Below are 21,679 nucleotides of genomic sequence, written 5' to 3'. Positions count from 1 at the left end.
TGCGCTCGCGCCCCGGGTGCGCCGTGGCGGTGCGCACGTTATGCGCTCCCGGGAGGGAGATTTCAGGAGATCGGTGCCATGTCACCCGAACGAGGAGAGGGTCCCTTCTCCGTCCGTTCTTCCCCCGGGCGTGGGCGGGCTGCGATGATCGGGGCGGCCGTAGTTAACCTGCGTTAACCAGGAGGGTGTCATGGGTGAGGAACGGGTCGAGGGGCGGTCGGAGGAGCGGTTCGGGGAGTTCGTCGTGGTGCGGCGGCACGGGTTCGTCGCCGAGCTGGTCCTCGATCGGCCGAAGGCCATGAACGCGGTCTCCTCCGCCATGGCCCGGTCCATCGCCGGCGCGTGTGCCGCCCTGGCCGCCGACGGTGACGTACGCGCGGTGGTGCTGACCTCCACCCATGAGCGGGCGTTCTGCGTCGGCGCCGACCTCAAGGAACGGAACTCGATGTCCGACGCCGAACTGGTCCGGCAGCGGCCGGTGGCGCGGGGTGCCTACACCGGCGTACTGGAGCTGCCGATGCCGACGGTCGCCGCGGTGCACGGGTTCGCGCTGGGGGGTGGGTTCGAGCTGGCGCTGTCCTGCGATCTGATCGTCGCGGACTCCACGGCGGTGGTGGGGTTGCCGGAGGTGTCCGTGGGCGTGATTCCGGGGGGTGGCGGTACGCAGTTGCTGCCCCGGCGGGTGGGCGCGGCGCGGGCCGCCGAGCTGATCTTCACCGCGCGGCGGGTGGAGTCGGGCGAGGCGCGGGAGCTGGGGCTGCTGGACGTACTCGTGGAGACGGGGCGCGACCGGGAGGAGGCGCTGGCACTGGCGTCCCGGATCGCGGCGAACTCCCCGGTGGGGGTGCGGGCGGCCAAGCGGGCGTTGCGGCTGGGGTTCGGGCTGGATCTGCGGGCGGGGCTTGAGGTGGAGGACGCCGCGTGGCGTTCCGTCGCCTTCTCGGGCGATCGGGCGGAGGGGGTCGCGGCGTTCGCCGAGAAGAGGGCGCCCGTCTGGCCGGGGGAGTAGCTTTCCCGCCTCCGGCGACCTTGAAAGGGACTCTGCTCGCTTTCTCGATGTCTCATTCCGCCCAAACCTTCCTAATCTGGATCAATGGGTGAGGAAAGCCGGCTCCATGCCGTCGTGACGCTCGCGCAGGGCATGGCCGCGGCGCAGAGTTCCCGCGAGTCCTGGCGTGCCGCCGCGCTCGGCGCCTGTCATGCCCTGGCCGGGAACTTCGCCGCGCTGTCGGTCTGGGAACGGGAGCTGGGGCGGCTGCGGGTTCTGGTGAACGTGGGGGAGCGGGCCGCCGACGAGGAGGAGTTCCCGGAGGCGGAGGCCTACCCCGTGCACCAGTTCCCGGAGATCACCGAGTTCCTGCACGAGCGGTGGGCGGGCGGTGGTGAGCCCAACGCCTGGGTCGAGACCGCCGAGGGGCCCGCGCACGAGTCGTCGGCCGGCCGCCCCGGGTACTGCCATCAGCGTGTCGCCGCCCTGCGGCGCCGGGGGCGCGGCTGCTGTGTCGTCGCCCCCGTGGTGCTGCACGGCCGGGCCTGGGGTGAGCTGTATGTCGCCCGGCCCGTCGGTGCCCCCGTCTTCGGCCGTGCCGACGCCGACTTCGCCACCGTCCTGGCCTCCGTCGTCGCGGCCGGGATCGCCCAGACCGAGCGGTTGGAGGAGGCCCGGCGGCTCGCGTTCACCGACGCGCTCACCGGGCTCGCCAACCGGCGTGCCGTGGACGCCCACCTCGACGAGGCGATCGAGCGGCACCGGCGGGACGGCGCGGTGGTCAGCCTCGTCGTCTGCGATCTGAACGGGCTCAAACGCGTCAACGACACCCTGGGGCACGCGGTCGGCGACCGGCTCCTCGAACGGTTCGGGTCGGTGCTGTCGCTGTGCGGGGCCATGCTGCCCGGCGCCCTCGCCGCGCGGCTCGGGGGTGACGAGTTCTGTCTGCTGGTGGTCGGTGCGCCTGTCGACGACGTGGTCCGGGCGGCGGACGAACTGTGCCGTCGCGCGGCCGAGTTGGAGCTGGGGGAAGGGGTCGCGTGCGGGATCGCGTCGACCGCCGACGCGATCGGGCCGGTGCGGACGGCTCGGCGGTTGTTCCGGCTCGCCGACGCGGCGCAGTACCGGGCGAAGGCGGTCCACGCGGACCGGCCGGTGGTCGCGGGGCGCGAGGGCCCCGACGACCCGGTCGTCCGGCTCGCCGAGGAGCCCTCCGGCGAGGCGGTCGTCGAGCGGCGGCGGTTCCGTGGGCGTCGGGCGTGAGGTTCGGGGTGTTCGTGTGGGCGTCACTGGGGGCTGCCGCCCCCAGACCCCCGCTCCGGCCCTGAACGGGCCTTGTCCTCGATCGCCGGGCGGGCTGGATAGGTAAGGGGTGTACCGGCCACCCGGTAGTGACATCCTGGAATTCACTGCGTACGCTCCTGAATATGGATATGCACACTGTGGTGGTGGGGACGTCCGGGGCGACCGCGGCCGACGTGCTGGCCGTGGCGCGTGGCGGGGCCCGGATCGAGTTGTCCGGGGAGGCCGTCGCCGCTCTCTCGAAGGCCCGCGGGATCATCGACGCGCTGGCCGCCAAGCCCGAGCCCGTGTACGGCGTGAGCACCGGGTTCGGTGCCCTCGCGAGCCGGCACATCAGCCCCGAACTGCGGGGCCGGCTCCAGCGCAACATCGTCCGCTCGCACGCCGCCGGCATGGGACCGCGGGTCGAGCGCGAGGTCGTACGGGCGCTGATGTTCCTGCGGCTCAAGACCGTCTGCTCGGGGCACACGGGCGTGCGGCCCGAGGTCGCGCAGACCATGGCCGACCTGCTCAACGCCGGGATCACCCCGGTCGTGCACGAGTACGGCTCCCTCGGCTGCTCCGGCGACCTGGCACCCCTCTCCCACTGCGCCCTCACGCTCATGGGCGAGGGCGACGCGGACGGGCCGGACGGGGTCGTGAAGCCGGCCGCCGAACTCCTCGCCGCGCACGGCATCGAGCCCGTCGAGCTGCGCGAGAAGGAGGGCCTCGCCCTCCTCAACGGCACCGACGGCATGCTCGGCATGCTGATCATGGCCCTCGCCGACCTCGACACCCTCTACAAGTCCGCCGACGTCACCGCCGCCCTCTCGCTGGAGGCCCTCCTCGGCACCGAGAAGGTGCTCGCACCCGAACTGCACGCCATCCGGCCGCACCCCGGTCAGGGGGCCAGCGCCGCCAACATGCTTGCCGTGCTGAAGGGTTCGGAACTCACCGGGCATCACCAGGACGGCGCGCCGCGCGTCCAGGACGCCTACTCCGTGCGCTGCGCCCCGCAGGTCGCCGGCGCCGGACGCGACACCATGGCGCATGCGCGGCTCGTCGCCGAGCGGGAGCTGGCCTCGTCCGTCGACAACCCCGTCGTCCTGCCCGACGGGCGGGTCGAGTCCAACGGGAACTTCCACGGGGCTCCGGTGGCGTACGTCCTCGACTTCCTCGCCATCGCCGCGGCCGACCTGGGATCCATCGCCGAGCGGCGCACGGACCGGCTCCTCGACAAGAACCGCTCGCACGGGCTGCCGCCGTTCCTCGCGGACGACGCCGGTGTGGACAGCGGACTGATGATCGCCCAGTACACGCAGGCCGCCCTGGTCAGCGAGCTGAAGCGGCTCGCCGTACCCGCCTCGGCCGACTCGATCCCGTCCTCCGCGATGCAGGAGGACCATGTGTCGATGGGCTGGTCGGCGGCGCGCAAGCTCCGTACCGCCGTCGACAACCTCGCCCGGATCATCGCCGTCGAGCTGTACGCGGCCACGCGTGCCATCGAGCTGCGGGAGGGGCTCGCGCCCGCGCCCGCGTCCCGGGCCGTCATCGACGCCGTACGGGCGGCGGGCGTCGAGGGGCCGGGGCCGGACCGGTTCCTGGCGCCCGACCTCGCCGCGGCGGACGCGTTCGTGCGGGGCGGGCACCTGGTCGCGGCGGTGGAGCCGGTGACCGGGCCGCTGCGGTAGGCGTTCGCGGTCAGCGGGCCGGGGCCCTGCCGGTGCTGCCGGACAGGGCCCCGGCCCGCTCAGAAGCCCAGGCGCTCCCGCCGCAGCGAATACACCACGAACCCGGCGCCCATACCGAGGCAGAACGTGCCGCCGACGACGTACGGCGTGGTGTTGAAGCTGCCGGTGTCGGCGAGCCGGGTGCCGTCGTCGACGCCCGAGTCCGAGGTCGTCGTGGCGGTGGCCGTGGTGGCCGTCGTACTCGTGCTGGTACGGGTACTCGTCCTCGCGTTCGCGCCGACGGCCCTGGTGGTGCTCGTCATGGAGATCTGCCGGGAGTGCTCCGACATCGTGGACATGGACGTGTCCGCTCTGTGCCGCTGCTCCACCGACTTCTCGGCCGTCGCGTTGGCGGACGGGACGAACCACAGGGCACCCAGGAGGGTGCCCGCGGCGGTGGCGGTCAACAACGATCGACGTGCGGATGACACGGAATATCGATCCCCTTGTGGCGCTGGCGAATTGGCCGTGACCCCGATGCTAATGAAAGGCGCGGGTCGTGGGAAAGTTGCGGGAGCCGAGAGCCGTACGCTCTCCGACCATGAGCACATCAGAGACATCACGTTTTGTACGACTTCGCGTGGAACTGGTCGTCGAGGTCGACGACGTGGACGCCCTGACGAAGGCCGCTTTGCAGCGGATCGCCGCCGACACCGAGATGCCGGCCGACGAGCGGGTGCACGCCGAGGACACTGTGACGGAAGACACCGCGGAGGCGCTCGCGTACCTCGTGGACCCGTTCGACCTGGTCGGTGAGGTGCCCGGGACCGAACTGGCGCAGGCTTCCTGGAGCAGCGAGGAGATCGACTACGACCCGGATTCGCCGGATTGGGATCTGGACGAGGATGATGAGGCGGACGGCGATGAAGTGGTCGGGGAGCGGGTAGGCGGCTGACACGGCTGGGGAAAAACCTGACCCCGGACGGCAACCGCCGACCGGGGTTTCGTCGTCTCAGGAGAAGCAGTGACCGGCAGTGGCACCACGCGACCCGGTGGAGTACGGGATGAGCGGACAGCTCCCTGTGACCCAGGCGACGTGGTGTGCCCCACACATCGAGTGAATGTGGAACGGGACGAACCGGTCGTAGCGTTGAAGCGTGTTACGGGGATTTGCGGGTTCCGCACGGGGACCCTCGCTGGTTTTGGTTGGGGATTCGGCAACGATGGAGAAGCGTGTGAAGACGGACAGTAGGCGGCGCAAGGGTCTGATGGCCGCGTCCGCCCTGCTCGGTGGCGTGCTGGTGCTCTCTGCGTGCAGCGGAGGCGACAGCAACAGTGCCTCCAAGGGCGACAGCGGCACCGACACCTCTCAGGCCAAGGCCGACGAGGCGGCGGCCGAGAAGACCTCCGAGGCCCAGATCAAGATCACGCCAGGGGACGGCTCGAACAACGCCTCCATCAACAACGCCGCCCGGGTGGCGGTGACCAAGGGCACCCTCACGTCCGTGGAGATGACGACGGCGGACGGTACCGCTGTCGCCGGTGAGATATCGGCGGACAAGACCAGTTGGAAGCCGAGCGCCCAGCTGGAGCGCGCCACCACCTACAAGGTGACGGCGGAGGCGACGGACGCGAAGGGCCGTGCCGCCCACGAGAACGCCTCGTTCACCACGGTCGCCGCCGCGAACAGCTTCGTCGGCTACTTCACTCCCGAGGACGGCTCGACCGTCGGTGTGGGCATGCCCGTGTCGATCAACTTCGACAAGGCGATCACCGAGAAGGCGGCCGTCCAGAAGGCCGTCACGGTCTCCTCGACCAGTGGGCAGGAGATCGTCTGCCACTGGTTCAACGACACCCGCATGGACTGCCGGCCCGACGACTACTGGCAGGAGAACTCCACCGTCACGCTGAAGCTGGCGCTCGACGGCGTGGAGGGCGCGAGCGGTGTCTTCGGCGTGCAGCAGAAGACGGTCACCTTCAAGATCGGCCGTAACCAGGTCTCCATCGTCGACGCCAAGACGAAGACGATGAAGGTCACCCAGGACGGCAAGGTCGTCAGGACCATCCCGATCTCCGCCGGTTCGCCCGAGAACAAGACGTACGAGGGCAAGATGGTGATGTCGGAGATGTTCAAGGAGACGCGCATGAACGGCGCGACCGTGGGCTTCACCGACGACGACGGCAAGGGCGAGTACGACATCAAGGACGTGCCGCACGCCATCCGGCTGACCACCTCCGGCACCTTCGTGCACGGCAACTACTGGAGCTCCGACGGGACCTTCGGCAGCGCCAACGTCAGCCACGGCTGCGTCGGCCTGAACGACACCAAGGGTGCCAACGACTCGAAGTCCGAGGGCGCCTGGTTCTACAACAACTCGATCATCGGTGACGTCGTCGACGTCCGGAACACCGGCGACAAGACCGTCGACCCGGCCAACGGACTCAACGGCTGGAACATGAACTGGGCGGACTGGAAGGCGGGTTCGGCGGTCTGATCCGGTCTGATCCGACCTGACCACCAACTCCCCGTGTGACGAGGGTGGCCGCTCCTGCGAGCGGCCACCCTCTGCGTTTCCCAAGGCTGTTGACGCCGGTTTCCGATGCCGATCACAAGCTTCTCATGCATCTCTTATGCAGGACTTATCCCGTCATCACGCGGTGTACCTAGCTTGCGGCCATGTTCTTCACCTACCTGAGGCGCGAACTGCGCCGCCGCCGTAAAGCGGCACTCGTCGTCGCCTCCGGGCTAGCGCTCGGCATCGCCCTGGTCATCGTGGTCACCTCCGTGTCCTCGGGCATGTCGAAGGCGCAGGACAAGGTTCTCGAGTCGCTGTACGGACTCGGCACCGACATGACCGTCACCAAGGCCGCCGCGGCCCAGACCGGCAGCGGCGACGCCCAGCGCCCGCGCTTCCAGTTCGACGCGCAGGACAACGACTCCGACGCGGAGCAGAGCAGCGACCGGGTGATGGTCCAGGGCTTCCAGACCCTGGCCGCCTCCACGGTCTCCAAGGTCGGTACACAGAAGGGCGTCTCGGACGCCGTCGGCGGACTGAGCCTCCAGGTCATCAAGGTCAGCGGCCAGTTCCGCCAGGGCCAGTTCCAGCAGGACCAGCAGGGCAACGGCGGCAACCAGGGCGGCGGATTCCCCGGCGGCGGCTCAACAGGGTCTCCGCAGGGGCGTGTCGAGGGCGGCGGCGCCGAGTTCGACGTCAACAACTACTCGGTGTACGGCGCCGACGTCACCAAGCCGGCCCTCGGCCCGCTGACCTCCTCGAAGATCACCAGCGGCCGTACCTTCACGACCTCCGAGACCGACGCCAAGGTGGTGGTCGTCGACGCCTCCTACGCCAAGGAGAAGAAGCTCAAGGTCGGCAGCACGGTCACCATCAAGGGCGTCAAGTACAAGGCCATCGGTATCGCCACCCCCGAGAGCGGCGACGCGGCGGCCAACCTCTACATCCCGCTGAAGCAGGCCCAGACCCTCAGCGACTCCAAGGACAAGGTCACCACGATCTACGTCCAGGCGACCGACTCCCAGCAGATCAGCGCGGTCAAGTCGACGATCCAGAAGAACATCTCGGGTACGACCGTCACGACGTCCGCCGATCTCGCCGACACCGTCTCCGGGTCCCTGTCCACCGCCTCCGACCTGGCCTCCAACGTCGGCAAGTGGCTGTCCATCGCGGTGCTCGTCGCCGCCTTCCTGGTCGCGGGCCTGCTCACCTCCTCGGCGGTCTCCCGCCGGGTGCGCGAGTTCGGCACGCTGAAGGCGCTCGGCTGGAAGTCGGGCCGGGTCACCCGGCAGGTCGTCGGCGAGGCCGTCGTCAACGGGCTGGTGGGCGGCGCCCTCGGTATCGCGCTCGGCCTCGCCGGTGCGTATGCCGTCACCGCGATCAGCCCGGAACTCCAGGCGGAGGTGGGCAGTTCGGGCGGCAACGGCGGTCCCGGCGGAGCCGGCGGCTTCCCCGGCGGTGGCGGTGGCGGCTTCGGCCGGCAGGCCGCGTCCCAGGCCCTGACGGTCGCGCTCACCGCGCCCGTCGCGCTCTCCACCATCGTCCTCGCGGTCGGCCTGGCCGTCGCGGGCGGCCTGATCGCCGGGGCCTTCGGCGGCTGGCGCGCGTCCAGGCTGCGCCCTGCGGACGCGCTGAGGCGAGTGGAGTAGGACGCGGGGTTCGGCTACGACCGACGGGGGCTGGACCCACCCAGGGGCGCGGGGCTGCATTCATATGCGGCTCCGCCGCGATGGGGGTCCCCCCGCCAGAGCGAAGCCGAGAGTGGGGGAGCGACCAGCCCCCACCGGCCCGCAGCCGACAAACGACGACGCACCACCCCGAACCTCACCCAGGAGCCACCCACATGTACGAACTCAAGGGCGTAACCAAGCGCTACACCCGAGGCAAGGAAACCGTGGACGCCCTCGCCGGCATCGACCTCACCATCGCCGACGGCGACCGCCTCGTCATCCAGGGCCCCACCGGCGGCGGCAAGTCGACACTCCTCCAAATGCTCGGCGGCCTGGACCGCCCCACCGACGGCAGCATCGACCTCGACGGAACAGATCTCGCCAAACTGTCCGAGAGTCGCCTCACCAAAGTCCGCAGCGAGAACATCGGCTTCGTCTTCCAGAGTTTCAATCTCATTCCGACGCTGTCGGCCCAGGAAAACGTCGAGACCGCTCTCGTACCCCTCGGCGTGAAAGGCCGGGAGCGGCGTGAACGGGCCGCCGAGGCGCTGAAGTCGGTGGGGCTCGGGGAGCGGCTCGGGCATCTGCCGGGGGAGATGTCCGGCGGCCAGCAGCAGCGCGTCGCCATCGCCCGTGCGCTGGTCAAGCAGCCGAAGGTGCTGCTCGCCGACGAACCCACCGGGAACCTCGACGAGTCGATGCGCGACGAGATCATGGACGTACTCGAAACCATGTGGAAGGAGCTCGGGCTCACTTTCATCATGGTCACGCACGATTCGGCGATCGCGAAGAAGGCCCCGCGGCTGGCGACCATCCGTAAGGGGAAGATCACTGTGAAGGAGAACGCCGGTTCGTAAAGCCCGCATGGTCCGCAAAGTCCGCAGGGTTTCGTAACTGCCTCGTAACAGCCAATGCGTAATCGTCCAGACTATTGAGCGCTTGATCACCCCTCGGCATAATTCACGGTCGGGGGGTGTGCGCGCATGCGTACAGGACTCCCCCAGCCGGGTGAACGGGGAACTGCCCGGCACTTCAGCCAGCGCTCCAGGGGGAGACTTGCGCACAGAAGTAAAAAGAGCATGTGCGGCAACCGTAGCCACGGCGGCCGCAGTTGCCCTCGCGGCGGGCATGACCGGCCCGGCGTCCGCGAAGGCCGATGTGAAGGCCGAGCAGCAGCGTGTGACCAGCGCCGCCGCCCAGAAGCTCAAGCCCACGCACCGCATCACACTGATCACCGGTGACCGTGTCGCCGTCGACGCGAAGGGCCGCGTCGTCGGCCTGGAGCGGGCGGCCGGCCGCGAGAAGATACCCGTACAGATCCGCAAGGTCGACGGCCACACGCTCGTCATCCCGGCCGACGCGGCCCGGCTGATCTCGGGCGGCAAGCTGGACCAACGGCTGTTCGACGTCACGGAGTTGAACAAGGAGGCGACCCGCAAGTCCCAGCAGAAGGGACTGAAGGTCATCGTCGGCTACTCGGGGGCGGCGACCGCCACCAGGGCCGATGTCCGTGACGCGGGCACCCTCCGCCAGACGCTGAGGTCCCTGAACGCGGACGCCGTGCAGACGTCGCAGAAGGACACTCCCGAGCTCTGGGACGCGGTGACCAACGGCGACAAAACGGCCGCCGGGATCGCGCACGTCTGGCTCGACGGCACCCGCAAGGCCAGCCTCGACAAGTCCGTACCGCAGATCGGCGCGCCGAAGGCGTGGGCGGCCGGCTACGACGGCAAGGGTGTCAAGATCGCGGTCCTGGACACGGGTGTCGACGCCACCCACCCGGACCTCAAGAACCAGGTGATCGCGGCCAAGAACTTCTCCATGGCCACGACCACCACCGACAAGTACGGTCACGGAACGCACGTCGCGTCCATCGCGGCGGGCACCGGGGCCAAGTCGGGCGGCAAGTACAAGGGCGTCGCACCCGGCGCCAAGATCCTCAACGGCAAGGTCCTGGACGACAACGGCTCCGGTGACGACTCGGGCATCGTCGCCGGTATGGAGTGGGCCGCCGAGCAGGGCGCCCAGGTCGTCAACCTCAGCCTCGGCGGCCAGGACACCCCCGAGGTGGACCCGCTGGAGGCGACGGTCAACAAGCTGTCCGCCGAGAAGGGCATCCTCTTCGCGATCGCGGCGGGCAACTCCGGTCCTGAGTCGATCGGTTCGCCGGGCAGCGCCGACAGGGCGCTCACCGTCGGCGCGGTCGACGACAAGGACCTGCTGGCCGACTTCTCCAGCACCGGCCCGCGCGTCGGCGACGGCGCCATCAAGCCGGACGTGACCGCGCCCGGCGTGGACATATCGGCCGCCTCCGCCAAGGGCAGCCTCATCGAGGCGGAGGTCGGCGAGAACCCGGCCGGTTACGTCTCCATCTCGGGTACGTCGATGGCGACGCCGCATGTGGCGGGCGCGGCGGCGATCCTCAAGCAGGAGCACCCGGACTGGACGTATGCCGAGATCAAGGGCGCGCTCACCGGGTCCGCGAAGGGCGGCAAGTACACGCCGTTCCAGCAGGGTTCGGGCCGTATCCAGGTCGACAAGGCCATCAAGCAGACCGTGATCGCCGACCCCGGCGCGGTGAGCTTCGGCACGCAGACGTGGCCGCACACCGACGACATCCCGGTCACCAAGCCGCTGACGTACCGCAACCTCGGCACGACCGACGTCACGCTGAAGCTGACGGCGACCGCGACCAACCCGAAGGGCCAGGCCGCTCCGGCCGGCTTCTTCAAGCTGGCCGCGACGACCCTGAAGGTCCCGGCGGGCGGCACGGCCTCGGTCGGCTACACCGTCAACACCAAGCTGGGCGGCACCCTCGACGGCGCGTACTCCTCGTACGTGACGGCGACGGCCGGCGCCCAGAGCGTCCGTACGGCGGCTGCGGTCAACCGTGAGGTCGAGTCGTACGACGTCACCGTCAAGCACATCGACAAGGCCGGTCAGCCGACGGGCGAGTACTACACGGTCCTCCTCGGCTACGCCGGCCTGGGCACTGGCCGCGGTTACCAGGTCCCGACGGCCGCCACCGGCACCACGACCATGCGGCTGCCCAAGGGCACCTACCTCCTCGACGGATGGATCGCGAAGGACTTCACCAGGCCCGACATGGGCGGTGCGGGCCTCGACTGGGTGGTCCAGCCGAAGCTGGCGGTCACCAGGAACACCTCGGTGACGATCGACGCCCGCACCACCAAGGCGGCGGACATCACGGTGCCGGACGCCGCCGCCAAGCCGCTGAGCGTGACGGTCAGCTACCTGTACGACGTGCCGGGCATCGGTATCGAGGTGAACCTCGACTCCTTCGCGAACGTGCGGATGGCCCACCTTGGCCCGGAGGTCACCGGCCTCTCGCAGAAGTGGTTCGGCCAGTTCAGCAAGGGTGCGGGCGCGGAGTACGACGTGATCACCACCGCCAAGGTCAAGAAGATCCAGGGCGACAAGGTCCGCCACTTCAAGGCGAGCGAGTTCGCCACGGTGTCGAACCGGCTCGGTGCCGGATCACCCGACAAGACCGGTGGGCTCGGCGCGATCGCCCTCCTGCCCGAGGATGTCGGCTTCGGCACGCTCGTCGAGCAGGCCCTGCCGGCCACCCGTACGGTGCACGTGTCCACCGGTGAGAAGGTCCAGTGGCTCTTCGACTTCACCCAGTTCAAGGGCAAGGACGCACAGGGCTTCTCGATCCCCGAGGCCTACTACACGCTCGGGATCCCGCAGACGGTGAAGCCGGGCGGCACATACGCGCGCACCTTCAACAACGCGGTCTTCGGGCCGCGTCTGCTTCCGGAGTACGGCGTTTTCCGTGACGGCAACGACATCTACGGTCTGGTGCCGCTGTTCTCCGACGGCGCGGGCCACCCCGGCTCGTCCGACTTCACCTCGGTGACGACGACGCTCTACCGCAACGGCCAGAAGGTCGGCACGAACGACGACCCGCTGTTCGGCGGTAAGGCGTTCACGGTTCCGGCGGGCGACGCCGCGTACAAGCTGACGACGTCGGTCAAGCGCAGCGTCAAGGTCGCCCAGGCGTCCACGCGGGTCGACGCGAGCTGGACGTTCCGCTCCAAGAAGCCGGGGGAGGACGGGGCCCAGCTCCCGGTCTCCTCGGCCCGCTTCAACGCTGCTGTCGGCCTGGACAACAAGGTCGCGGCGGGCAAGAAGGCGACGTTCCCGGTCATCGTCGAGGGCGCGGCGCGCGGCAGCAACCTGAAGTCGCTGTCGGTGTACGCGTCGTACGACTACGGCAAGACCTGGAAGAAGCTGACCGTGAAGAACGGGAAGGTCACCGTCGTGAACCCGGCGAAGGGGGCGGCGATCTCCTTCCACGCGAAGATCAGCGACAAGAAGGGCAACAAGTCGACGATCTCGATCTACAACGCGTACTACGGCAAGTAGGTCGCCGTTGACGTAGGTGTTGGCGGACGGCCGGCCGGGGAAATCCCCGGCCGGCCGTCCGTGCGTTTCGGCCCGGTCAGGCGCCCGCGCCCGCCCTCGTCGCGTCACGGCCCCAGCTCGCCAGCAGCCGCAGCGCCTCCGCCGAGGGGGAACCCGGTTCCGCGTGGTAGACGATCAGGGTCTGGTCGCTGTCGTCCGGGAGCCTGAACGACTCGAAGTTCAGGGTCAGTTCACCCACCAGGGGATGCCGGAACCGCTTCACCCCGTAGGTCTTCTCCTTGACGTCGTGGGTCGCCCACAGCCGCCGGAACTCCTCGCTCTTCACCGACAGCTCGCCCACCAGCGCGGACAGCCTCGGGTCCTCCGGATAGCAGCCGGCGTCCATCCGCAGATGGCAGACGATGTCGATCGCCTTCTGCTCCCAGTCCATGAACAGGTCGTGGTACTCGGGCCGCAGGAACACCAGCCGCGCCCAGTTGCGGTCCTGCGGCGGCAGCTCGGCCCAGTCCCCGAAGAGGGAGGCGGTCATCGCGTTCCACGCCAGGATGTCCGTACGCCGCCCCGCGACGTACGCCGGGACCCCGTCCATCGTGTCGAGCAGTTGCCGCAGCGTCCCGCGTACGACCTGGGCCCGCACCGACGGCTTCTTCTTGTGCTGCTTCGGCTTGGCGAGGTGCGTGAGGTGGGCGTGCTCGGCGCCCGTCAGCCGCAGGGCACGGGCGATGGCGTCGAGGACCTCCGCGGAGACGTTCCGCCCGTTGCCCTGTTCGAGCCGCGTGTAGTAGGCGACGGACACCCCGGCCAGCTGGGCCAGCTCCTCGCGGCGCAGCCCCGGCACCCGGCGGTGCCGCCCGAAGTCCGGCAGCCCCACGTCCTCCGGCTTGAGCCGGGCCCGCCGGGTGCGCAGGAACTCGCTGAGCTCGGCACGCCGGTCCAGAGCCCCACCGGTGCTCCGCCCGTTCCCGGAGGCGTCCGCCGGATACGTGCGATCGGCGCGATCGGGATGTTCGTCCATAGGGTCCAGTATTCCCGGTCGTACGAACACGAGCCTGACCCCGCCAGTGGTAGGACCGCTGGACGTACGCAGAACCGTGGACTGGGTGAACGCGGAAACCTTGGGCAGACTGAACGTCGCACCCGGTCAGAAGGCGGCCGGGTGCGAAATCCCCCTAGGAGAACTCCGGCATGACCACTGTCGCTGCATACGCCGCCCCCTCCGCCAAGGCTCCCCTGGAGCGCACCACCATCGAGCGTCGCGAGGTCCGCGAGTTCGACGTCCTGATCGACATCAAGTTCGCCGGTATCTGCCACTCCGACATCCACCAGGCCCGCGAGGGCTGGGGCGAGGCCATCTTCCCGATGGTCCCGGGCCACGAGATCGCCGGTGTCGTCGAGGCGGTCGGTTCCGGTGTCACCAAGTTCGCGGTCGGCGACCACGTGGGTGTCGGCTGCATGGTCGACTCGTGCCGCGAGTGCGAGAACTGCGTGGCCGGCCTGGAGCAGTACTGCCTCAAGGGCATGGTCGGCACATACAACGCCCTCGACAAGAACGGTGAGCCGACGTACGGCGGCTACTCCCAGAAGATCGTCGTGGACGAGAGCTACACCGTCCGCATCCCCGACGGCCTGGCCCTCGACGTGGCCGCGCCGCTGCTCTGCGCCGGCATCACCACGTACTCCCCGCTGAAGCACTGGAACGCCGGCCCCGGCAAGAAGGTCGCGATCCTCGGCATGGGCGGCCTCGGCCACATGGGTGTCAAGATCGCGAACGCGCTAGGCGCCGAGGTCACCGTCCTCTCGCAGTCCCTCCGCAAGAAGGAGGACGGCCTGAAGCTGGGCGCCGCCCACTACTACGCGACCAGCGACGAGGCCACCTTCAAGGAGCTGCGCGGCACCTTCGACATCATCCTGTCGACGGTCTCGGCCCCGCTGAACCTGGACAGCTATCTGTCCCTCCTCAAGACGGACGGCGCGTTCGTGAACGTCGGCGCCCCCGAGGAGCCCGTCGCGCTGAACCTCTTCTCGGTGATCGCCGGCCGCAAGACCCTCGCCGGCTCCGGCATCGGTGGCATCCAGGAGACCCAGGAGATGCTGGACTTCTGCGCCGAGCACGGCCTGGGCTCCGAGATCGAGCTGATCAGTGCCTCGGAGATCAACGAGGCGTACGAGCGGGTCCTCGCGAGCGACGTCCGCTACCGCTTCGTGATCGACACTGCGACGATCTGACTCCGTCGGGGTGCGCGTACTCGGCTGCGGGTGCTTCGTGGCTTGTCGCTCCCTCACTCTCGGCTTCGCTCGAGCGGGGGGACCCCCGTCGCGGCGGAGCCGTATATCGACACAGCCCAGCGCCCCTAGAGGACGGGGCTGCGCCCCTGTCCTCCAGGGGCTGCCAGGAGCCACAGCAGGTACGGGCCGCCCACCAGCGCCGTGAGTGCCCCCACTGGGATCTCCAGTGGGGGCAGCAGCGTACGGGCCACCAGATCCGCCCCGACCAGCACCACCGCCCCCGTCAACGCCGAGCCCAGCAGCGGTAGTTGAGGTGCGCGGGTGAGGCGCCGGGCCAGCTGGGGCGCGGTGAGCGCGACGAACCCGATCGGCCCGGCGGCGCCGGTCGCGGTGGCGGCGAGGACGACCCCGAGAACGGTCAGCCCGAGCTGTGTCCGCTGCACCCGTACCCCGAGCGCGGCGGCGGTGTCGGCGTCGAGCCCGAGCGGTCGCAGCGCCCGGCTCGCCCACACCAGCGCGGGCAGACACAGCAGCAGTACGACGCCCAGCGGCCCCGCCTGCTCCCACCCCCGCCCGTTGAGACTCCCCGTGAGCCACAGCTTGACCTGCTCGGCGGCCTCCAGCTCACTGTCGGCGAGGTAGAGCTGCACCACCGCCGAGAGCGCGACGCCGATCCCCACCCCCGTGAGCACGAACCGGCTCGCCTGCATCCCCCGGCGCCAGGCGAGCACGTACACCAGCGCGGCAGCAGCGAGCCCGCCCGCGACGGACACGGCGGGCATGGCACCTGGGGAGGCGACCGTCCCGGTGGTGAGCGCCAGCACGGTCGCGGCGGCTGCCCCGTGCCCGACCCCGATGACGTCCGGGCTGGCCAGCGGATTGCGGGTCACGCTCTGCACGAGCGACCCGGCGAGCCCGAGGGCGGCCCCGACGAGCGCCCCGAGCACGATCCGCGGCACCCGCAGCTCGTTGACGACGAGGTCGTGCGCCCCGCCCCCGCTCCGCACGGTCGCCCACACCTCCCCGGGCGGGACGAACGTCTGCCCGACGCACGCCGACACCCCCATCACCAGGGCGAGCAGCGCGAGAAGTCCGACGGAGACGGCGGCGGACCGCCGGTGCAGGAGGAGGGAGAGGTGCGGCCGGGTCCGCAGCACGGTGACCCCGGATGGCAGGGAGCTGCCCCGGGCGGGCTGCCGTACCTGCGTGCCGGTCACGTGCTCGCCACCTTCCGCCGTACGAGCACCACCAGCACCGGCACGCCCACCAGCGCCGTCATGACGCCTGCGGGGACCTCGGCCGGGGCCCGTACGACCCGTCCGGCCACGTCGGCGGCCAGCAGCAGCGCGGCACCGAGCAGGGCGGACAGCGGGAGGACATGGCGATGGCCGCCCGAGACGAGGCGTCGGGCCAGGTGGGGCACGGCGAGGCCGATGAACGCGATCGGCCCGGCGGCGGCGACCGCGGCGGCCGTCAGCAGGGTGGCGCCGAGCGCCGCGGACACCCGCACGGCATGCACCCGGTGCCCGAGCGCCCGGGCCGTGTCGTCGCCGAGCGCGAGGGCGTCGAGACCACGGGCGCAGCCCAGCACGAGCAGCGCCCCGCAGAGCAGGAACGGCAGCATGCGCCCCACGGTGTCGGCGTCCCGCCCGCTGAGCGCGCCCACCTGCCAGAAGCGGAACTGGTCGAGTGTGGCGGAGGAGGAGGTCAGTACGACGGTGGTGGCCCCGGCGGTCATCGCGGACAGGGCGGTACCGGCCAGTGCGAGTTTCACGGGCGAGGCGCCGCCTCGGCCGCGCGCGGCGATGGCGTACACGAGACAGGCGGCGGCGACGGCCCCGGCGAAGGCGTACCAGACGTACCCGCCGAAGCCGTTGGCGAGCCCGAGCGCGATGGCGATCACGACACCGGCCGCCGCGCCCTGACTGAGCCCGAGGATGCCCGGGTCGGCGAGCGGATTACGGGTGACGGCCTGCAGCGCGGCCCCGGCGAGCCCGAGGGCGGCCCCGGCGGTGAGCCCGATCTCGGTCCGGGGCACCCGCAGCGAACGTACGACCAGCGCGTCCGGGGTGTTCCCGCCGTTCAGCAACGCGTCGAGAACGGCACCCGGCGGCACGGCACGGGTACCGACGGCCAGGCTGAGCAGCGCGACACCGGCGACAACCAGGAGGGCGAGGAGGAGGACGAGGACGGCGGTGGCCGTTGCACGTGCGGTACGTACCGCACGTCCGGTACGTGCGGTCACTTGCCGAGGCGCTCGGCGAGCTGCCGTACGACGAGACGGGCGGCGGTCGGGCCGGCGTTGAGGTACCAGGGGTCGTCGTCGACCTTGACGGCGTGCCCGGCGGTGACGGCCTTCATCGACTTCCACAGCGGCCCGGCGACGACACTCTCGGCGTCTGTCTTGCCGGCGTCGCCCTGCACGGAGTAGAAGATCCAGTCGGCGTCGGCGACATCGATGCTCTCGGCCCCGATGTCCTCCGAAATGGCCTTGAACTGCTGGGACTTGGGCCGCCCGAGCCCCATGTCCACGGCGATGGACCCGGTGAAGGAGGAGACGCCGAACATACGGGTGCGGTCGGGGGTGAAGCGGACCATGGAGACGGTGGTGGCGCCGAGTCCGCTGCCTTCTTCCGCCGCGTCGGCGGCGATGTCCTCGACCATCTTCCGGGCCTGCTGTCCCTTGCCGACCGCCTCCCCGACGAGCAGCAGATCGCGCTTCCAGTTGATGCCGTTGCCGGCGGTGACGACGGTCGGGGCGATCTTGGAGAGCTTGGGATAGAGGTCGCCGAGGGAGTCGTTGGCGAGGATGAGATCGGGCTTTACGGCGGCGAGGGTTTCGAGGTTCGGCGCCTGGCGGGTTCCCGCGTCGGTCATCGCGGCGAGCTTCGCCTTGTCCTGCGGGAAGGCGTCGGCGAGGTAGTCGGGGACGATCCCGGCGTTGCCGGCGCGGGTGGTGGCCGCGGGGACGAGCCCGAGGGAGAGCAGGTCGTCGAGCTGCCCGGTGCTGAGGACGGCGACCCGGGTGGGCGCGGCCTTGAGGGTGGTGGAGCCCTTGAAGTGCGTGACCGTACGAGGGAAGGTGCCGTCCGTGTCTACGTCGGAGCCCATGCCGGAGGCGAGGGCGGAGGGGGCTGCGGAGGGCCCGTCGGCGGTGCCTGCGGAGGCCCCGATGACGGGGTTGCGGGCTTCGGCGCCGGCCGCCTTGGCATCGTTGTCGGAGGCCGAGGAGCAGCTGGTCAGCAGCCCTCCGGCGAGGATCGCGACCACGAGGGGCTGCCACTTCGACGACGTGCGCACTGGGTTCACTCCGCTGATTTGCTGTTCGGTCACTCGGGCATTGCTAAGGCAAGGCTTACCTTAACTTTGTCTCCTGTGCGGTACCGACCGGGGGTGGTGACGTGGAGGGGCACGTACTGGGCGGACCCGTCTTACTGCCGCCCTCGCGAGGTCAACACGAACGACGGCGGGCGGGGAGCGTACTCCGAGGATCCGCACGGCCGCGGTCTGGAGATCCTTACGCGGCCGTGCGGGAGCGGGGGCGGCGGGGACAACGGGGGCAGCGGGGCCTGGCCGGGGTGCGAATCTTCCCGACGGGACCCCTGGGATCCCGTCGGGAAGAGACCTACGGTCGTCCGGTCCCGTAGGTGTCGTCGAACGTCCACACGGCGTGGGCGCCCGGGCCGACGACGAGGGTCGAACGGCCGAGCCGTTCCATGTGCCGGTAGGGCACGGGCCGGTTGAGGGACATCTCGACCCGGCGCATCCTCGCGTGTTCGCGCGCGACGACGTCGTAGCGGATCGTGGTGCCGCCGCCCTTCGCGACGATGCCGCCGTCCGCCAGCGACCGGACGGAGAAGCGCCCGGCCCGCAGCAGTGGCACGGTACTGGCGAGGTCGCGGGCGGTGACCGCGAGGCGGACCGAGGTGACGTCCCGCATCAGGTGGTGGCGGTAGAGGTCGGGCAGATAGCGTTCCCGGCCGACGTCACCGGGGGAGGCGGCCGGCTCGGTGTTGCTGCGCGGGTCGGCGAAGTACTCGGACGTGTACTCCATCGCCCAGGCGCCGTAGGCGTCGTACTGGAGGGTGGGGGAGACCGCGTCGAACCACGGCACCGGGACGCCGTCGCCGAAGTCCCGCGTCTGGCGGAACAGGACCGGGTCGCTGACTCCTGCTGCCCGCAACCGCTGGACGACGGTGGCCAGATCGCCGGCCCGCTCGGTCGACAGGCCCACCCCGGTGCAGCCGAGGGTGCCGTCCTGACCCGGTGCGTCACCGATGCCGAACAGTTCGAGGTAGGTCTCGCGGCCCATCAGATACCGGCCGGTCCAGGTCTCGCCGTTGGCCCCGGTCGTGGTGCGGACCTGGAAGTCGGCGAACTTCCGAAGGTACGCGGAATGCTCGATCGCGTCGGCGGTCTGCCGGTCGAACACCCCGTAGGCGTGGTTGTAGTAGAGCAACTGCCGTCCGGACGAAGGGGGTTGCTTCTCCCGAGCGGGTATCGCGCTCGCGGCCCCACCTTGCACCCCCGCCGCGAGGGCCACAATGATGACCATGATCATCCGCAATGTTCGTCGAAGCAGCATGTCAGCGATGGTAGGGCGGAGGATTTGCGTCTGACTTTCGTGACCGCTGGGCGCGCTGTTTTCAGCCGTCGCGATGCCGGTCGCGGCCGTCACCGGTTCGCATCGCGTCCACGTCCGCGTTGATCGCGGCCGTCATCGCCTTCGCCCCGCGGCGGCGTCACGCGATCGACGGTGACGCACACGGCGGATGATTCCCCGTCACACCAAGCCTCGCTCGCCGTCCTTTCGGGCTCCGCAACCGGCCGTGCCAGGTTGCCCTGACGGTACGTCGGACGCCCGGAGTGCGCGGCGGCCTGCCCGTCCGCATGCCCCACAGGCCCTCGTCGGCAGAAACCCGCACGGCGATACTCCCTACTCGTGAGACGTGATGATCTCCGCCGGGCAGTCCCGCCAACCGGGGACCCTGCGGTCAGCACGCTCAACTAGGCCGTGGTACACACGAGTTGTTCATCTTCCCGTAGCTGATCCTCACACGGCGGCGCGGAACTGAGGCCGCAGGACCGATTACCGTGCCCGGAAGGTCGGCGAACCGCACAGTCCCGGCACAGGGGCATGCGTGACATCCGTGCCGCACCCACGACCTGGTTCAGATTTCCGAGTTCAGAGTTCAGAAAACGTTCTGGAGACAAACCCGATGAAACTCGCCAAGCGTCTCATCCTCACCACCACGGCTCTCGTCGCCGTATCCGCCGGCACGCTCCTGAGCGCGACCGCCGGCCAGGCCGCACCCTCGCAGTCCGCCCGCCCCGGCGTCGACGCTCCCGCCGCGCTGAAGGTTCCCGACGGCACCAGGCTGACCGGCGTTTTCTCCGCCGAGGGCGTCCAGACCTACACCTGCACCGACGGCGCCTGGAAGCTGCTGGAACCCGCCGCCACCCTCTGGGCCAAGAACGACCACTCCCGCCGCACCGTGGCCCTCCACTCCCGCGGCCCCGTCTGGGTGTCCACGGTGGACGGCAGCGCGGTCAACGCCGCGGCCATCGCCAACTCCCCCAAGACCGGCACGATCCCGGAACTCCTCCTGCAGTCCACCGCCACGCGCGGCACCGGCGTCTTCGCCGGTGTCTCCTACATCCAGCGTCTCAACACCCGCGGCGGCGTCGCCCCCGCCACCGCCTGCACCGGGGCCGACCAGACGAGCGTTCACTACTCCGCGACGTACACGTTCTACAAGCCCGCCAAGTAGTCACGGCTCGTCAACTTCCTTGATTCCACGGCCAGAAGGAACGCAAGGAACGTAGGGCGGCGGTCCCCGGTAGCGTCAGACGCCGGGGACCGTCGCGTCTCCGCGACGGTCCCAGTCCCACCGCAAGCCCTTCGTATCCTCGCTCGGCAACGAGATCCCGCGCAGTCCCTGTCCCTGTCCACCGGCAGCGACTGGCTGGCCATGTGGCCCTTCGGTCCCGCGTCCGCCCTGGTGTCGTGGCCGGGATGCGATGCCTGGGGGAAAGGGTGACGATGGAAAAGCAGGCCGCGGCGCGATCACTCCCCGGGGGGGATGTGGAGATGCGATATGTCGGTTCACAAGGTTCGCCCGGACATCAGAGTTCTGAATGACAGCCTTGAGGTGCCGGGGATCGGACACCTGCCGGTGAATGCCTTCGTACTGCTCGCTGCGCAGCCCGTCGTCATCGACACGGGACTCGGGCTGCCCGACCGGAACTTCCTGGAGGCGGTCGGTTCCGTGGTGGATCCGGCGGATGTGCGCTGGATCTGGCTCACGCACCCGGATCGTGATCACACGGGTGGCATCTTCGACCTGCTCGCCGCGGCGCCCGAGGCACGTGTCGTGACCACGTTTCTCTCCGCCGGGATCATGTCCTGCGAGCGGCCGCTGCCGCTCGACCGTCTGTATCTGCTCAATCCGGGTCAGAGTCTCGATGTCGGCGACCGTACCCTCACGGGGTTCAGACCGCCGTTGTTCGACAACCCGGCCACCGTCGGCCTCTTCGACGACCGGTCGGGCGTCTGCTTCAGCTCCGACTGCTTCGGTGGGCCGATGTCCAGCGCGGAACTGGCACACGCTGACGACGTCCGCGCGGTCGCCGTGGATGACCTGCGGGCCGCACAGCTGCTGTGGGCCACGATCGACAGCCCGTGGGTGCACACCGTGGATGTCCAGAAGTTCCTCGGTACCTTCCGGCTCCTGCGGGACAGGGACCCGGAGCTCATCCTCTCCACACATCTGCCGCCGGCCCCGGGAGTAACCGGGGTGATGATCGACACGCTGGGCTCAGCACCGGGAGAATCGGCGTTCATGGGACCGGACCAGGCGGCACTGGAGCAGATGCTGGCCGGCTTCGAGCCCACTGGCGGCGGGAACCAGCCCGCACCTGGCAGCCCGGTGTGAC

17 protein-coding genes are annotated in these 21,679 nt (G+C 69.9%); 11 read left to right on the top strand and 6 right to left on the bottom strand.

What is annotated here, in order from left to right:
- Positions 1–190: 190 nt before the first annotated feature.
- The 3 genes from IEY89_RS28210 (at position 191) to hutH (ending at position 3,960) form a co-directional block, all read left to right on the top strand.
- Positions 191–1,009: an enoyl-CoA hydratase/isomerase family protein gene (locus tag IEY89_RS28210; RefSeq protein ID WP_189150321.1), complete on the top strand. Its 819-nt coding sequence runs from the start codon at positions 191–193 to the stop codon at positions 1,007–1,009.
- Between the two features lie 84 nt (positions 1,010–1,093).
- The gene (locus tag IEY89_RS28205; protein ID WP_189150320.1) at positions 1,094–2,251 is read left to right on the top strand and encodes a GGDEF domain-containing protein; all 1,158 of its coding nucleotides are present in this window, start codon (positions 1,094–1,096) and stop codon (positions 2,249–2,251) included.
- A gap of 170 nt (positions 2,252–2,421) precedes the next feature.
- Positions 2,422–3,960, top strand: a complete 1,539-nt coding sequence (gene hutH, locus IEY89_RS28200; protein ID WP_189150379.1) for a histidine ammonia-lyase — start codon at positions 2,422–2,424, stop codon at positions 3,958–3,960.
- A 59-nt stretch (positions 3,961–4,019) separates the two neighbouring features.
- Here hutH and IEY89_RS28195 read toward each other — a convergent pair whose 3' ends face one another.
- A complete protein-coding gene (locus IEY89_RS28195) occupies positions 4,020–4,430 on the bottom strand; it encodes a cell wall protein (protein ID WP_189150319.1) in 411 nt (136 codons plus the stop codon).
- Positions 4,431–4,540: 110 nt separating this feature from the next.
- On the opposite strand from IEY89_RS28195, the gene IEY89_RS28190 reads away from it, so the two are divergent.
- From IEY89_RS28190 to IEY89_RS28170, 5 genes are all read left to right on the top strand, one after another.
- Positions 4,541–4,894 (top strand): hypothetical protein, encoded by a 354-nt coding sequence (locus IEY89_RS28190; protein ID WP_189150318.1) that lies wholly within the window; start codon positions 4,541–4,543, stop codon positions 4,892–4,894.
- 268 nt (positions 4,895–5,162) lie between these two features.
- The gene (locus IEY89_RS28185) at positions 5,163–6,434 is read left to right on the top strand and encodes a L,D-transpeptidase (protein ID WP_189150317.1); all 1,272 of its coding nucleotides are present in this window, start codon (positions 5,163–5,165) and stop codon (positions 6,432–6,434) included.
- A gap of 182 nt (positions 6,435–6,616) precedes the next feature.
- A complete protein-coding gene (locus IEY89_RS28180) occupies positions 6,617–8,104 on the top strand; it encodes an ABC transporter permease (RefSeq protein ID WP_189150316.1) in 1,488 nt (495 codons plus the stop codon).
- A gap of 194 nt (positions 8,105–8,298) precedes the next feature.
- A complete protein-coding gene (locus IEY89_RS28175) occupies positions 8,299–8,982 on the top strand; it encodes an ABC transporter ATP-binding protein (RefSeq protein ID WP_189150315.1) in 684 nt (227 codons plus the stop codon).
- A 271-nt stretch (positions 8,983–9,253) separates the two neighbouring features.
- Positions 9,254–12,517: a S8 family peptidase gene (locus IEY89_RS28170; protein WP_189150314.1), complete on the top strand. Its 3,264-nt coding sequence runs from the start codon at positions 9,254–9,256 to the stop codon at positions 12,515–12,517.
- Positions 12,518–12,593: 76 nt separating this feature from the next.
- On the opposite strand, the gene IEY89_RS28165 is transcribed toward IEY89_RS28170, so the two are convergent.
- Complete coding sequence (locus IEY89_RS28165) at positions 12,594–13,532, bottom strand: helix-turn-helix transcriptional regulator (RefSeq protein ID WP_229695449.1); 939 nt, start codon at positions 13,530–13,532, stop codon at positions 12,594–12,596.
- A 170-nt stretch (positions 13,533–13,702) separates the two neighbouring features.
- Between IEY89_RS28165 and IEY89_RS28160 the strand changes: the two genes are divergently transcribed.
- A complete protein-coding gene (locus tag IEY89_RS28160) occupies positions 13,703–14,743 on the top strand; it encodes an NAD(P)-dependent alcohol dehydrogenase (RefSeq protein ID WP_189150313.1) in 1,041 nt (346 codons plus the stop codon).
- A 125-nt stretch (positions 14,744–14,868) separates the two neighbouring features.
- On the opposite strand, the gene IEY89_RS28155 is transcribed toward IEY89_RS28160, so the two are convergent.
- The 4 genes from IEY89_RS28155 to IEY89_RS28140 form a co-directional block, all read right to left on the bottom strand.
- Positions 14,869–15,960, bottom strand: coding sequence for a FecCD family ABC transporter permease (locus tag IEY89_RS28155; RefSeq protein WP_189150312.1), 1,092 nt, complete (start codon positions 15,958–15,960; stop codon positions 14,869–14,871).
- The gene (locus IEY89_RS28150) at positions 15,957–16,988 is read right to left on the bottom strand and encodes a FecCD family ABC transporter permease (protein ID WP_189150311.1); all 1,032 of its coding nucleotides are present in this window, start codon (positions 16,986–16,988) and stop codon (positions 15,957–15,959) included. The genes IEY89_RS28155 and IEY89_RS28150 overlap by 4 nt, the downstream gene beginning before the upstream one ends.
- Complete coding sequence (locus IEY89_RS28145) at positions 16,985–18,043, bottom strand: ABC transporter substrate-binding protein (RefSeq protein WP_189150377.1); 1,059 nt, start codon at positions 18,041–18,043, stop codon at positions 16,985–16,987. Before IEY89_RS28145 ends, IEY89_RS28150 begins: the two co-directional genes overlap by 4 nt.
- A 325-nt stretch (positions 18,044–18,368) precedes the next feature.
- Entirely contained in the window at positions 18,369–19,304 is a 936-nt protein-coding gene (locus tag IEY89_RS28140) for a DUF5829 family protein (protein WP_189150376.1), read from the bottom strand.
- A gap of 658 nt (positions 19,305–19,962) precedes the next feature.
- Here IEY89_RS28140 and IEY89_RS28135 point away from each other — a divergent pair.
- Both IEY89_RS28135 and IEY89_RS28130 read left to right on the top strand, forming a co-directional pair.
- Entirely contained in the window at positions 19,963–20,514 is a 552-nt protein-coding gene (locus IEY89_RS28135; protein WP_189150310.1) for a DUF3455 domain-containing protein, read from the top strand.
- A 327-nt stretch (positions 20,515–20,841) separates the two neighbouring features.
- Positions 20,842–21,678: an MBL fold metallo-hydrolase gene (locus tag IEY89_RS28130; protein ID WP_189150309.1), complete on the top strand. Its 837-nt coding sequence runs from the start codon at positions 20,842–20,844 to the stop codon at positions 21,676–21,678.
- The last annotated feature ends 1 nt before the right edge of the window (position 21,679 follow it).

Source organism: Streptomyces lacrimifluminis (genome assembly GCF_014646095.1).
Lineage (GTDB): Bacteria > Actinomycetota > Actinomycetes > Streptomycetales > Streptomycetaceae > Streptomyces > Streptomyces lacrimifluminis.
This window is presented reverse-complemented; position numbering and strand designations above follow the sequence as displayed.